11 protein-coding genes and 1 pseudogene are annotated in these 13,288 nt (G+C 52.5%); 8 read left to right on the top strand and 4 right to left on the bottom strand.

The window, feature by feature from the left end; translation table 11 throughout:
• Window positions 1-3: 3 nt before the first annotated feature.
• Together pcp and nei are read left to right on the top strand one after the other, a co-directional pair.
• Complete coding sequence (gene pcp / locus ACOXYR_RS14765; protein ID WP_415728658.1) at window positions 4-648, top strand: pyroglutamyl-peptidase I; 645 nt, start codon at window positions 4-6, stop codon at window positions 646-648.
• A 14-nt stretch (window positions 649-662) separates the two neighbouring features.
• Window positions 663-1,454: an endonuclease VIII gene (nei, locus tag ACOXYR_RS14760; protein WP_415728656.1), complete on the top strand. Its 792-nt coding sequence runs from the start codon at window positions 663-665 to the stop codon at window positions 1,452-1,454.
• A gap of 57 nt (window positions 1,455-1,511) precedes the next feature.
• On the opposite strand, the gene ACOXYR_RS14755 is transcribed toward nei, so the two are convergent.
• From ACOXYR_RS14755 to ACOXYR_RS14740, 4 genes and pseudogenes are all read right to left on the bottom strand, one after another.
• Window positions 1,512-1,790, bottom strand: coding sequence for a bacteriocin immunity protein (locus ACOXYR_RS14755; RefSeq protein ID WP_108473884.1), 279 nt, complete (start codon window positions 1,788-1,790; stop codon window positions 1,512-1,514).
• 11 nt (window positions 1,791-1,801) lie between these two features.
• Window positions 1,802-3,564, bottom strand: a pseudogene (tssD, locus tag ACOXYR_RS14750) (type VI secretion system tube protein TssD).
• Window positions 3,565-3,777: 213 nt separating this feature from the next.
• On the bottom strand, window positions 3,778-5,061 hold the full coding sequence (locus ACOXYR_RS14745) for a citrate synthase (protein ID WP_113857489.1): 1,284 nt from the start codon (window positions 5,059-5,061) through the stop codon (window positions 3,778-3,780).
• Between the two features lie 204 nt (window positions 5,062-5,265).
• A complete protein-coding gene (locus ACOXYR_RS14740; protein WP_420851427.1) occupies window positions 5,266-5,373 on the bottom strand; it encodes a hypothetical protein in 108 nt (35 codons plus the stop codon).
• 326 nt (window positions 5,374-5,699) lie between these two features.
• On the opposite strand from ACOXYR_RS14740, the gene sdhC reads away from it, so the two are divergent.
• From sdhC to odhB, 6 genes are all read left to right on the top strand, one after another.
• Window positions 5,700-6,104: a succinate dehydrogenase cytochrome b556 subunit gene (gene sdhC, locus ACOXYR_RS14735; RefSeq protein ID WP_015965319.1), complete on the top strand. Its 405-nt coding sequence runs from the start codon at window positions 5,700-5,702 to the stop codon at window positions 6,102-6,104.
• Window positions 6,098-6,445 carry a succinate dehydrogenase membrane anchor subunit gene (sdhD, locus tag ACOXYR_RS14730; protein ID WP_015965318.1) on the top strand — a complete coding sequence of 116 codons (348 nt, stop codon included), beginning with the start codon at window positions 6,098-6,100 and terminating at the stop codon, window positions 6,443-6,445. Before sdhC ends, sdhD begins: the two co-directional genes overlap by 7 nt.
• Window positions 6,445-8,211, top strand: a complete 1,767-nt coding sequence (gene sdhA, locus ACOXYR_RS14725) for a succinate dehydrogenase flavoprotein subunit (RefSeq protein WP_108473880.1) — start codon at window positions 6,445-6,447, stop codon at window positions 8,209-8,211. Before sdhD ends, sdhA begins: the two co-directional genes overlap by 1 nt.
• Window positions 8,212-8,226: 15 nt before the next feature.
• Window positions 8,227-8,943 carry a succinate dehydrogenase iron-sulfur subunit SdhB gene (sdhB, locus tag ACOXYR_RS14720; protein ID WP_108473879.1) on the top strand — a complete coding sequence of 239 codons (717 nt, stop codon included), beginning with the start codon at window positions 8,227-8,229 and terminating at the stop codon, window positions 8,941-8,943.
• Window positions 8,944-9,212: 269 nt separating this feature from the next.
• Window positions 9,213-12,014 carry a 2-oxoglutarate dehydrogenase E1 component gene (gene sucA / locus ACOXYR_RS14715; protein WP_108473878.1) on the top strand — a complete coding sequence of 934 codons (2,802 nt, stop codon included), beginning with the start codon at window positions 9,213-9,215 and terminating at the stop codon, window positions 12,012-12,014.
• Between the two features lie 14 nt (window positions 12,015-12,028).
• A complete protein-coding gene (gene odhB / locus ACOXYR_RS14710; protein WP_421356242.1) occupies window positions 12,029-13,240 on the top strand; it encodes a 2-oxoglutarate dehydrogenase complex dihydrolipoyllysine-residue succinyltransferase in 1,212 nt (403 codons plus the stop codon).
• Window positions 13,241-13,288 lie beyond the last annotated feature (48 nt).

Here is a 13,288-nt window from a genome sequence, read left to right as displayed (position 1 = left end):
AAAATGCGCACAGTATTAATCACCGGGTTCGAGCCGTTTGATGGCGAAGCGGTTAACCCTTCTTGGGAAGTCGTATCGCGTCTGGATAATGCTATCATCGGCGGGTGTCGCGTCGTGGCGCGTCAGCTGCCGTGTGTCTTTGGCGAAGCGCTGATTGAACTGAACGCGGCCATCGATTCGCTCTCGCCAACGCTTGTTCTGAGCGTCGGGCAGGCCGGGGGGCGCACGGATATCAGCGTTGAACGCGTGGCGATTAACGTCGATGACGCCCGCATTCCGGATAACCGGGGCAATCAGCCGGTCGATACGCCGATTGTGCGGAATGGCCCGGCAGCGTGGTTGAGTTCGCTGCCGATCAAAGCCATCGTGAGTGCGCTGCGTGATGCCGGTATTCCCGCGTCAGTGTCACAAACGGCGGGCACCTTCGTGTGTAATCACGTGATGTATGGTCTGCTGCATAAACTGAGCGGTATGCCGGAAGCGAAGGGCGGTTTTATCCATATTCCGTATCTGCCTCAGCAGGCGGCAGCGCATCCTGGTGCGCCGAGCATGGCAGCGGAAACCGTGCGTCAGGGATTGGAACTGGCGATAGCCACTGCCTTACAGGTGGAAAATGATATCCAGGTTACCGGCGGCGCAACGCATTAACAAAGGACGATACTATGCCTGAAGGCCCGGAGATCCGCCGCGCGGCGGATAGCCTGGAGGCAGCTGTTAAAGGCAAACCACTCACAGAGGTGTGGTTCGCCTTCGAACAACTGAAACCTTATGAATCTCAGCTGGTGGGGCAGCGCATTACCCATATCGAAACGCGCGGTAAGGCGCTTCTCACCCACTTCTCAAATGGTTTGACGCTCTACAGCCATAATCAACTCTACGGTGTATGGCGAGTGGTGGAGGCGAATTCCGCGCCGCAAACGACGCGCGTATTGCGCGTGAAGCTGCAAACGGCGGATAAAGCGATTCTGCTCTACAGTGCGTCAGACATCGAAATGTTGACGCCTGAGCAACTGACCACACATCCGTTTTTACAGCGCGTGGGCCCGGATGTACTCGACCTTAAACTGACGGAAGCCGATGTTAAAGCGCGACTGTTGTCGCCGCGTTTTCGCAATCGTCAGTTTTCCGGATTGTTACTGGACCAGGCGTTTCTTGCCGGGTTAGGCAATTATCTGCGCGTTGAGATTCTCTGGGAGACGCAGCTTGCCCCGCAACGTAAAGCCTCGCAGCTTACTGATGCCCAACTGGATGCGCTGGCGCAGGCGTTGCTGGCGATCCCGCGGTTGTCGTACAACACGCGTGGGCGGGTGGATGAGAATAAACATCACGGCGCATTGTTCCGCTTTAAGGTTTTTCATCGCGATGGCGAAACGTGCGAGCGGTGTGGGGGCGTGATTGAGAAAACGACGATGTCGTCGAGGCCGTTTTACTGGTGTCCGAATTGCCAGAAGTAGAGGGATTTTGCCGGATGATGGTTTACATCATCATCCGGCCCTGCACGGTGGGCATAGTTATTCGCTGTCTTTGAACAGCGGGAGCCCCTGGGATTTTCGCCAGCGTTTGATTTCTTCAACGATACCTTCAGGGCTATCTTCTCTATCTTTGGGTGGGTAAAACAATAGACCATTACCTTCCGGATGCGTTACGATTTGGTCAAAGTATTCTACTAATGAATCAATGTATAACTCTCGTTCTTTGCCTTTGAGATTCTTAGGGTTTTTAAAGAATTCATCAAGGAAGTCAATGAATTCAGATTCTGTATAATCTTCGAGATGAGGTTTTAGTTCCATGTGGATTCTCTCTATTTATTTGAATGATTCTTAATGTGATTTTTAACAGTATTGATATGCATATTATCCATATCAAAGACTTCACCTCCTTTGCTAATAAAGTCAAGATGATGAATTTCGAATCTTTTCCTTTTTCCAACTTGCTCTGGTGGAATGCTAAAAGGAGCGTTACCGAGAAGAATTTCTCTTCGGTTTAAATCACTAAACTGAGCCATTAATTCAGGGGATAGCGACACAGCAAGCCAAAACTCCCTCCTGAAATGATCAAAATCCCTGAACTCCCTTCCTCTTAACTTATCCGCCACCTGTGCAGGTATTGGTGCGCCGATTCCTGAACTTGCCGCCTCAAGCCAACGTACATTATCGGGGATGACCTGCCCATTTCCAGTGGCAACACCAGGTTCATCTCTGGCTGTTTTAAGATAAACATAAATGGGTTTAATTCCCGAACCGATGGGAAACACCAGAATGTAATCATTAAAATCCGTGACGTCCGGAACCGGATAAGGTGGTGTCGTGTAGTCGTCTTTCCCGTCAGGAATAGGTGTAATCAGTATGGTCGGCTGATCAAGCGTGGGCACATTATTTCCGGTGTGGGCTGGCGCATGGCCATTTTCGGGATGTTCGGGCGTCCAGGTGATCAGCGGGCCATCTACGCTGTTTGCGGGGGTATATTCGTAGCGACCCGTTGTTGCGTTCCACACCATATTGGCAACGCGCACATTTTCATAGGGCGTGCCTTCACCCGTATGTACCCCATAGACCTGAGGATTACCGTGAATATCGTTTCGCCAGAAAAAACGCACGCGAGTGGTGGCGGTGCCGCCTACGGCGGCCTTTTGCCGAAGAATATCGTCATACCAGTACTCATCGCGCCCGGGGACGCGCGCGCTTCCTTCTCCCGCCGCAGGAATGTAGAGTGCTGATGCCAGCGCGCCTATCCATGGCACGCTTTCAGCGGTACCCAGAAGGCCTCCCAACGACTCTGAGCCCCATACCCGGCTCATTGCCACTGGCAACATCGGGGCTAAGGAAGAAGCTTCAGCGGGGACTGTAGTATGTTTGCTGTCTGGCTTATGATCATATCCGCAGCAATCATCGGCGGTAGTCCGGGTAAATATCGCCATTTCGCCGAAATGCTCTGCGGGCTCCTCAGCATCTCCCGCATCCGTGCATCCCGTTTCTTTCAGACAGGATTTGGCGTACACCGGTGTGACTTTTTCCGGGGCGGGAGGTGGGGTTTTAATCTCATTATTGTTGAGCTGAACTTTAGGGACGGAAGTTGTAGATTGGGGAAGAATAGGTTGTTATATTCAGCTGGTATATTTAAGTAGCTATATTCGGTGTTAGTAATGAGATGCTTACAGAGAATATAGTCATAAATAACAGAAATATGTTCGTAAGGAAGATGCTTGATATTAATGGATATATCAATTTTTGATACGGAAGCATTCCTCAGCTGAATATAATAATAGCGCTCCCAATGACCGGTGCGGTTTATGCGATAAAAATCAATTTCGATAAATAATCGTTCATTGTTATTGATGGCATTACTGAGTAACGGATTGCTTTTATCGATAGTTTTTGTGAATTCCAGTGCTTGAAAATGACATCCTCTACCGGTATTGGTTACATCGTGTCGAAGTGAAAATGCGAAAATTTCGTCCGTATGATTCTGTTGCCAGCGGTTACCGATTGACGCCTCACTCCCACAATCAGCGGAAATGTTTCCCTGCTGCTCACCTGTAATTCTCAGGTAAATAATATTGCTCATTCCATTAGCATCTTTATTTTTAAAGTGGGTAATTAGATGCTGAACAAAAAGAAAGCACAAGTCAGATATAAGCAATTCGTGCGGAGGACGTTAATTGAGATGGTTATTTAGATTAAAGAGAATAGATATGATAAATAAATACACAAAGAAATATTGAAAAGGGAAATAATTTAAAGAGGGGAGAAAGCTGCCGGTTTCCCGGCAGCCTGCACATTAATGCTTCAGATCAGACTTAAAATCGCGTTTTTCGTAGCCGGTGTACAGCTGACGAGGACGGGCGATTTTCATGCCTTCGCTGTGCATTTCGTTCCAGTGTGCAATCCAGCCCACGGTACGCGCCATTGCGAAGATAACGGTAAACATGGAAGACGGAATGCCCATCGCTTTCAGAATGATACCGGAGTAGAAGTCTACGTTCGGGTAGAGTTTCTTCTCGATGAAATACGGGTCGTTGAGCGCGATGTGTTCCAGCTCCATCGCCACTTCCAGCAGATCATCTTTGGTACCCAGCTCTCTGAGCACTTCATGGCAGGTTTCACGCATTACAGTGGCGCGTGGGTCATAGTTTTTATAAACACGGTGACCGAAGCCCATCAGACGGAAAGAATCATTCTTATCTTTCGCACGACGTACGAATTCCGGAATGTGTTCAACAGAGCTGATCTCTTCCAGCATCTTCAGTGCCGCTTCGTTGGCACCGCCATGCGCCGGCCCCCACAGGGAAGCAATACCGGCCGCGATGCAGGCAAACGGGTTTGCACCGGAAGAGCCCGCGGTACGCACGGTAGAGGTAGAGGCGTTCTGTTCGTGGTCAGCGTGCAGGATCAGAATACGATCCATCGCGCGTTCCAGAATCGGATTCACTTCGTACGGTTCGCACGGTGTGGAGAACATCATGTTCAGGAAGTTGCCCGCGTAGGAGAGGTCGTTGCGCGGGTAAACAAACGGCTGGCCGATGGAGTATTTGTAACACATCGCCGCCATGGTTGGCATTTTAGACAGCAGACGGAATGCGGCGATATCGCGATGACGCGGGTTATTCACATCCAGTGAGTCATGATAGAACGCCGCCAGCGCGCCGGTGATCCCGCACATCACCGCCATTGGGTGAGAGTCGCGGCGGAACGCATGGAACAGACGTGTGATCTGCTCGTGGATCATGGTGTGGCGGGTAACGGTGGTTTTGAATTCGTCGTACTCTGCCTGGGTTGGTTTTTCACCGTGCAGCAGGATGTAGCACACTTCAAGGTAGTTGGATTCAGTGGCTAACTGGTCAATCGGAAAACCGCGGTGCAGCAGGATGCCTTCATCACCATCAATAAATGTGATTTTGGATTCGCAGGATGCGGTAGAGGTGAAACCAGGGTCAAAAGTAAAAATGCCCTTTGAACCAAGACTACGGATATCAATAACATCCTCACCGAGCGTGCCTTTTAGCACATCCAGTTCGATAGCAGTGTCACCACCTAGGGTGATTTTTGCTTTTGTATCAGCCATTTACGGTCTCCTTAGCGCCTTATTGCTTAAGACTGCCGGCTACCTGGTTTGCATTCATTTGATATTTCGACGTTACCAGTTTGTTATTTGGCTCAAGGCTCTGCTGCAGAGGTGATACCAGGGTACAGAGCAAATGGCGCTTGACGGTATGCGTCTAATCTACAGTGAAACAACAGCAAATCAGGGTATTAGCAGTCCGAGTATTCAAACCTGTCTATCACTAATAACTTTCCTGATAACTTTGGTCAATAGCACCACACTGTTACATAACTTATTATCAGGTGAAAGAGTGACCCCATAACTTTTGCGCATTATATGCTTTTTCAGGTGATGGTTGTAACAATAATGTTTAATATTTGTCAAATCACGTGATTAATTTTTAAAATATTGTTGTAATCGTGACATTGATCACTGTTCAGCATAAAACCCGACAAACTATATGTAGGTTAATTGTAATGATTTTGTGAACGGCCTATACTGCCGCCAGGTCTCCGGAACACCCTGCAATCCCGAGCCACCCAGCGTTGTAACGTGTCGTTTTAGCATCTGGAAGCAGAGTTTTATATGACGCGAAGTTATAGATAAGGACGCTGTCTGACCCGCAAGCAGACCGGAGGAAAGGAAACAATAAGAACAGCATGTGGGCGTTATTCATGATAAGAAATGTGAAAAAACAAAGACCTGTCAACCTGGATCTGCAAACGATCCGGTTCCCAATCACGGCGATAGCGTCCATTCTCCATCGCGTCTCCGGAGTCATAACGTTTGTGGCTGTCGGGATTCTGCTTTGGCTGCTGGGCACCAGTCTCTCCTCCCCGGAAGGCTTCCTTTATGCGTCCTCCATCATGGGCAGCTTCTTCGTTAAATTCATTATGTGGGGCATTCTGACGGCGCTGGCTTATCACGCCATTGTAGGGATTCGCCATCTGCTGATGGATTTTGGCTATCTGGAAGAAACCCTCGAAGCAGGTAAGCGCTCCGCCAAAATTTCTTTTGTTATTACTGTCGTGCTTTCAATTCTTGCAGGAGTCCTCGTATGGTAAGCAACGCCTCAGCATTAGGACGCAACGGCGTACATGACTTCATCCTGGTACGTGCCACCGCTATCGTCCTGACTCTGTACATTATCTACATGGTTGGTTTTTTCGCGACGAGCGGCGACCTTACCTGGGAAGTCTGGAGCGGTTTCTTCTCCTCTGCGTTCACCAAAGTGTTCACCTTGTTGGCCCTGTTTTCTATCCTGATTCATGCCTGGATTGGCATGTGGCAGGTGCTGACCGACTACGTTAAACCGCTGGCACTGCGCATGGTGCTGCAACTGGCAATCGTTGTTGCGCTGGTGGTTTACGTCATTTATGGATTTGTTGTGGTGTGGGGTGTGTAATGAAACTGCCAGTAAGAGAATTTGATGCTGTTGTGATTGGTGCCGGTGGCGCGGGTATGCGTGCGGCACTGCAAATTTCCCAGAGCGGCCAGACCTGTGCGCTGCTCTCTAAAGTTTTCCCAACCCGTTCGCACACCGTTTCCGCGCAGGGTGGTATCACCGTTGCGCTGGGTAATACCCATGAAGATAACTGGGAATGGCACATGTACGACACCGTAAAAGGGTCGGACTACATTGGTGACCAGGACGCGATCGAATATATGTGTAAAACCGGCCCGGAAGCGATTCTGGAGCTGGAACATATGGGCCTGCCGTTCTCTCGTCTGGACGATGGTCGTATCTATCAACGTCCGTTTGGCGGCCAGTCGAAAAACTTCGGCGGCGAGCAGGCGGCACGTACTGCGGCGGCGGCTGACCGTACCGGACACGCACTGCTGCACACGCTTTATCAGCAGAACCTGAAAAACCACACCACGATTTTCTCTGAGTGGTACGCGCTGGATCTGGTCAAAAACGCCGATGGCGCAGTGGTCGGGTGTACCGCGCTGTGTATCGAAACCGGTGAAGTGGTTTACTTCAAAGCCAATGCCACCGTACTGGCGACCGGCGGGGCAGGCCGTATCTATCAGTCCACCACTAACGCGCATATCAACACCGGTGACGGCGTCGGTATGGCCCTGCGTGCCGGTGTGCCAGTGCAGGATATGGAAATGTGGCAGTTCCACCCAACCGGTATCGCCGGTGCGGGCGTGCTGGTCACCGAAGGCTGCCGTGGTGAAGGTGGCTACCTGCTGAACAAACATGGCGAGCGCTTTATGGAGCGTTATGCCCCGAACGCAAAAGACCTGGCGGGTCGTGACGTGGTGGCGCGTTCCATCATGATCGAAATCCGTGAAGGTCGTGGCTGCGATGGCCCCTGGGGCCCGCACGCGAAACTGAAACTCGACCATCTGGGTAAAGAAGTGCTGGAATCCCGTCTGCCGGGCATTCTTGAGCTTTCCCGTACCTTCGCACACGTTGACCCGGTTAAAGAACCGATTCCGGTTATTCCAACCTGCCACTACATGATGGGCGGTATTCCGACTAAAGTGACTGGCCAGGCGCTGACGGTGAACGAGCAGGGTGAAGATGTGGTGATCCCAGGGCTGTTCGCGGTCGGTGAGATTGCCTGCGTATCCGTACACGGCGCTAACCGTTTGGGCGGTAACTCACTGCTTGACCTGGTGGTGTTTGGCCGTGCGGCAGGCCTGCATCTGCAGGAATCTATCGCTGAGCAGGGCGCGCTGCGCGATGCCACCGAAGACGAGATTGACGCGTCTCTTGAGCGTCTGAATCGCTGGAACGGCAACCGTGACGGTGAAGATCCGGTAGAAATCCGCAAAGCGCTTCAGGAGTGCATGCAGCATAACTTCTCGGTATTCCGTGAGGGTGATGCGATGGCGAAAGGTCTTGAGCAATTGAAAGCTATCCGTGAGCGTCTGAAAAATGCCCGTCTGGACGATACTTCCAGCGAATTTAACACCCAGCGTGTTGAGTGTCTGGAACTGGATAACCTGATGGAAACCGCTTACGCGACCGCCGTATCCGCAAACTTCCGCACCGAGAGTCGTGGCGCGCATAGCCGCTTCGACTATCCGGATCGTGACGACGAAAACTGGCTGTGCCATTCCCTGTATCTGCCAGAGTCTGAGTCCATGACGCGTCGTAGCGTCAATATGGAACCCAAACTGCGTCCGGCATTCCCGCCGAAGATTCGTACTTATTAATGCGGAGACAGGTCAATGAAACTCGAATTTTCAATTTATCGTTATAACCCGGATGTCGATGACGCTCCGCGCATGCAGGATTACACCCTGGAAGGCGAAGAAGGGCGCGACATGATGCTGCTGGATGCGCTCATCCAGTTGAAAGAGAAAGACCCAAGCCTGTCGTTCCGCCGCTCCTGCCGTGAAGGGGTATGTGGTTCCGATGGCCTGAACATGAACGGTAAGAACGGTCTGGCCTGCATCACGCCTATTTCGGCGCTGGGCAATGGCAAACAGAAAATTGTTATCCGTCCACTGCCTGGTTTACCGGTCATTCGTGATTTGGTGGTAGACATGGGGCAATTCTATGCACAATATGAGAAGATTAAGCCTTACTTGTTGAATAATGGGCAAAATCCTCCTGCTCGCGAGCACCTCCAGGGGCCAGAGCAGCGTGAAAAACTCGATGGGTTGTACGAGTGTATCCTGTGTGCATGTTGCTCGACGTCCTGCCCATCGTTCTGGTGGAACCCGGATAAGTTTATCGGCCCGGCAGGTCTGTTGGCAGCGTACCGCTTCCTGATTGATAGCCGTGATACCGAAACCGACAGCCGTCTTGATGGCCTGAGTGACGCTTTCAGCGTATTCCGCTGCCATAGCATCATGAACTGCGTCAGTGTATGTCCGAAGGGGCTGAACCCGACGCGCGCGATTGGTCATATTAAGTCGATGTTGTTACAGCGCAGTGCGTAAGTAACTGGAGGGGGAAACCCCTCACCCTAACCCTCTCCCTCAGGGAGAGGGGATGGATTGCAGGAAACCTCTAAAAACTGCCAGATTTATCTCCCCCCTCTCCCTTTGGGAGAGGGCCGGGGTGAGGGGAGACCCCAAAGACAGTTTTTAAAGGTTCCTTCGCGAGCCACTACTTAGACAAGAGCTCGCAGGTGAACCCCGGCACGTACAGCCAATGTACGTGGTAGTATCCACGGCGAAGTAAGCATAAAAATGCTTAAGGGATCACGATGCAGAACAGCGCTTTGAAAGCCTGGTTGGACTCTTCTTACCTCTCTGGCTCGAACCAGAGCTGGATAGAACAGCTCTATGAAGACTTCTTAACCGATCCTGACTCGGTAGACGCTAACTGGCGTTCGACGTTCCAGCAGTTACCTGGCACCGGAGTCAAACCGGATCAACTCCATTCCACAACGCGTGAATATTTCCGTCGTCTGGCGAAGGATGCCTCACGTTACTCTTCTTCGATTTCCGACCCTGACACCAATGCGAAGCAGGTAAAAGTCCTGCAGCTCATTAACGCTTATCGCTTCCGTGGTCACCAACAGGCCAATCTCGACCCGTTAGGACTGTGGCAGCAAGATAAAGTGGCAGACTTAGATCCGTCTTTCCACGATCTGACCGAGGCCGATCTCCAGGAAACCTTTAACGTAGGCTCATTTGCTATCGGCAAAGAGACGATGAAGCTGGGCGATCTGCTTGAAGCCCTCAAGCAAACCTACTGTGGCTCCATCGGTGCGGAATATATGCACATCACCAGCACCGAAGAAAAACGCTGGATTCAGCAGCGCTTCGAAGCCGGGCATGCCACCTTTACGGCGGAAGAGAAAAAACGCTTCCTGAGCGAACTCACCGCGGCGGAAGGTCTGGAACGCTACCTGGGTGCGAAATTCCCGGGCGCGAAACGCTTCTCGCTGGAAGGCGGCGATGCGTTGATTCCGATGTTAAAAGAGATGATTCGTCACGCGGGTAACAACGGTACGCGTGAAGTGGTGCTGGGTATGGCGCACCGCGGTCGTCTGAACGTACTGATTAACGTGCTGGGTAAAAAATCTCAGGATCTGTTTGACGAGTTCTCCGGCAAACATAAAGAGCACCTCGGCACCGGTGACGTGAAGTACCACATGGGCTTCTCGTCTGACTTTGAAACCGACGGCGGCCTGGTACACCTGGCGCTGGCGTTCAACCCGTCGCACCTGGAAATTGTCAGCCCGGTGGTTATCGGTTCCGTGCGTGCGCGTCTGGACCGACTCGACAACCCGAGCAGCAACATGGTGCTGCCAATCACCATTCACGGTGATGCGGCGGTTGCAGGGCAGGGCGTGGTTCAGGAAACCCTGAACATGTCAAAAGCGCGTGGTTACGAAGTGGGCGGTACCGTTCGCATCGTGATTAACAACCAGGTCGGCTTTACCACCTCTAACCCGCTGGATGCGCGTTCCACACCGTACTGTACCGATATCGGTAAGATGGTGATGGCGCCGATTTTCCACGTGAATGCGGATGACCCGGAAGCGGTCGCGTTTGTGACCCGTCTGGCACTGGATTTCCGTAACACCTTTAAACGTGATGTCTTCATCGACCTGGTATGCTACCGCCGTCACGGCCATAACGAAGCCGACGAGCCGAGCGCAACCCAGCCGCTGATGTACCAGAAAATTAAGAAACACCCGACCCCGCGTAAGATCTATGCTGACAAACTTGAACAGCAGAAAGTCGCCACGCTGGAAGATGCCACTGAAATGGTCAACCTGTACCGTGACGCGCTGGACGCGGGCGAGTGCGTGGTGAAAGAGTGGCGTCAGATGAACCTGCACTCCTTTACCTGGTCGCCGTACCTCAACCACGAGTGGGATGAAAGCTATCCGAACAAGGTTGAGATGAAACGCCTGCAGGAACTGGCTAACCGTATCAGTACGGTGCCGGAAGCCGTCGAAATGCAGTCTCGTGTCGCAAAAATCTACGGCGATCGTCAGGCGATGGCCGCCGGTGAAAAACTGTTCGATTGGGGCGGCGCTGAAAACCTGGCTTACGCCACGCTGGTGGATGAAGGGGTTTCCGTCCGTCTGTCTGGTGAAGACTCCGGCCGCGGTACCTTCTTCCACCGCCATGCGGTTATCCATAATCAGGCAAACGGTTCGACTTACACCCCGCTGCAACACGTGCATAACGGGCAAGGCGAATTCAAAGTGTGGGACTCCGTGCTGTCTGAAGAAGCGGTGCTGGCGTTCGAATACGGTTATGCCACCGCAGAACCGCGCACGCTGACCATTTGGGAAGCCCAGTTCGGCGACTTCGCCAATGGCGCGCAGGTGGTTATCGACCAGTTCATCTCCTCCGGCGAACAGAAATGGGGCCGTATGTGTGGCCTGGTGATGCTGCTGCCGCACGGTTACGAAGGCCAGGGCCCGGAGCACTCCTCCGCCCGTCTGGAACGTTATCTGCAACTTTGCGCTGAGCAGAATATGCAGGTTTGCGTACCGACCACCCCGGCACAGGTTTACCACATGCTGCGTCGTCAGGCGCTGCGCGGAATGCGTCGTCCGCTGGTTGTGATGTCACCGAAATCTCTGCTGCGCCACCCGCTGGCGGTTTCCAGCCTGGATGAACTGGCAAACGGCACCTTTATGCCGGCGATTGGCGAAATCGACGAGCTGGATCCGAAAGCGGTGAAACGCGTCGTGCTTTGTTCTGGTAAGGTTTATTTCGACCTGCTCGAGCAGCGTCGTAAGAACGAGCAGAAAGATGTCGCCATCGTGCGTATTGAACAGCTCTATCCATTCCCGCATCAGGCGATGCAGGAAGTGCTTAAGCCGTTCGCCCACGTACATGATTTCGTCTGGTGTCAGGAAGAGCCGCTTAACCAGGGCGCCTGGTACTGTAGCCAGCACCATTTCCGTGAAGTCATTCCCTTTGGAGCGTCTCTGCGTTACGCAGGTCGCCCGGCCTCCGCTTCACCGGCGGTAGGATACATGTCCGTTCACCAGAAACAGCAACAAGATCTGGTCAATGACGCGCTGAACGTCGATTAATTAAAGGATACACAATGAGTAGCGTAGATATTCTGGTCCCTGACCTGCCTGAATCCGTAGCAGATGCCACTGTCGCAACCTGGCATAAAAAACCGGGCGACGCGGTTGTTCGCGATGAAGTGCTGGTAGAAATCGAAACTGACAAAGTGGTACTGGAAGTACCGGCGTCGGCAGATGGCATTCTGGATGCAGTTCTGGAAGATGAAGGCACAACCGTAACCTCTCGCCAGCTCCTGGGTCGCCTGCGTGAAGGCAATAGCGGTGGGAAAGAAACCAGCGCTAAGTCTGAAGCGAAAGAGTCTACCCCGGCGCAGCGCCAGCAGGCGTCTTTAGAAGAGCAGAACAACGATGCGCTCAGCCCGGCAATTCGCCGTCTGCTGGCTGAACATAACCTTGAAGCCGGCGCCATTAAAGGCACTGGTGTTGGTGGTCGTATCACCCGTGAAGATGTAGAAAAACATCTGGCGAAAGCGCCGGCGAAAGCCGACGCACCGGCCGCCGCCGCGCCGGTTGCACCGCTGGCTGGACGTAGCGAAAAACGCGTACCGATGACCCGTCTGCGTAAGCGTGTTGCAGAGCGTCTGCTGGAAGCGAAAAACTCCACCGCGATGCTGACCACGTTTAACGAAGTCAACATGAAGCCGATTATGGAGCTGCGTAAGCAGTATGGCGAAGCGTTTGAGAAACGTCACGGCATCCGTCTGGGCTTCATGTCCTTCTACGTAAAAGCGGTTGTTGAAGCGCTGAAACGCTATCCGGAAGTGAACGCGTCTATTGATGGCGAAGATGTGGTTTATCACAACTACTTCGACGTGAGCATGGCGGTATCGACTCCGCGCGGCCTGGTGACCCCGGTTCTGCGTGATGTCGATTCACTGGGCATGGCTGACATCGAAAAACGCATTAAAGAGCTGGCGCTGAAAGGGCGTGATGGCAAATTGACAGTAGAAGATCTTACCGGCGGCAACTTTACCATTACAAATGGTGGTGTTTTCGGTTCTCTGATGTCTACCCCTATCATCAACCCGCCGCAGAGCGCTATCCTGGGCATGCACGCCATTAAAGATCGCCCGATGGCTGTGGATGGTAAGGTAGAAATTCTGCCGATGATGTACCTGGCTCTCTCTTACGACCACCGTCTGATCGATGGCCGTGAGTCGGTTGGTTTCCTGGTGGCAATTAAAGAGCTGCTGGAAGACCCGACTCGCCTGCTGCTGGACGTGTAGCCATTTTGTCCGGCGCGTGTCGCCGGACAGGAGCATCACCTGTAGGCC

The organism is Pseudocitrobacter faecalis (assembly GCF_965231525.1).
GTDB lineage: Bacteria > Pseudomonadota > Gammaproteobacteria > Enterobacterales > Enterobacteriaceae > Pseudocitrobacter > Pseudocitrobacter faecalis.
Note: the sequence above shows the minus strand (reverse complement) of the source record. Positions and strands in the feature narration are given on the sequence as shown.

Coding starts and splice junctions, on each gene's coding strand:
- sucA (WP_108473878.1), top strand. CDS start 9,213: ATGCAGAACAGCGCTTTGAAAGCCTGGTTGGACTCTTCTTACCTCTCT.
- ACOXYR_RS14745 (WP_113857489.1), bottom strand. CDS start 5,061: ATGGCTGATACAAAAGCAAAAATCACCCTAGGTGGTGACACTGCTATC.
- sdhC (WP_015965319.1), top strand. CDS start 5,700: ATGTGGGCGTTATTCATGATAAGAAATGTGAAAAAACAAAGACCTGTC.
- sdhB (WP_108473879.1), top strand. CDS start 8,227: ATGAAACTCGAATTTTCAATTTATCGTTATAACCCGGATGTCGATGAC.
- ACOXYR_RS14740 (WP_420851427.1), bottom strand. CDS start 5,373: ATGCGCAAAAGTTATGGGGTCACTCTTTCACCTGATAATAAGTTATGT.
- sdhD (WP_015965318.1), top strand. CDS start 6,098: ATGGTAAGCAACGCCTCAGCATTAGGACGCAACGGCGTACATGACTTC.
- pcp (WP_415728658.1), top strand. CDS start 4: ATGCGCACAGTATTAATCACCGGGTTCGAGCCGTTTGATGGCGAAGCG.
- sdhA (WP_108473880.1), top strand. CDS start 6,445: ATGAAACTGCCAGTAAGAGAATTTGATGCTGTTGTGATTGGTGCCGGT.
- ACOXYR_RS14755 (WP_108473884.1), bottom strand. CDS start 1,790: ATGGAACTAAAACCTCATCTCGAAGATTATACAGAATCTGAATTCATT.
- odhB (WP_421356242.1), top strand. CDS start 12,029: ATGAGTAGCGTAGATATTCTGGTCCCTGACCTGCCTGAATCCGTAGCA.
- nei (WP_415728656.1), top strand. CDS start 663: ATGCCTGAAGGCCCGGAGATCCGCCGCGCGGCGGATAGCCTGGAGGCA.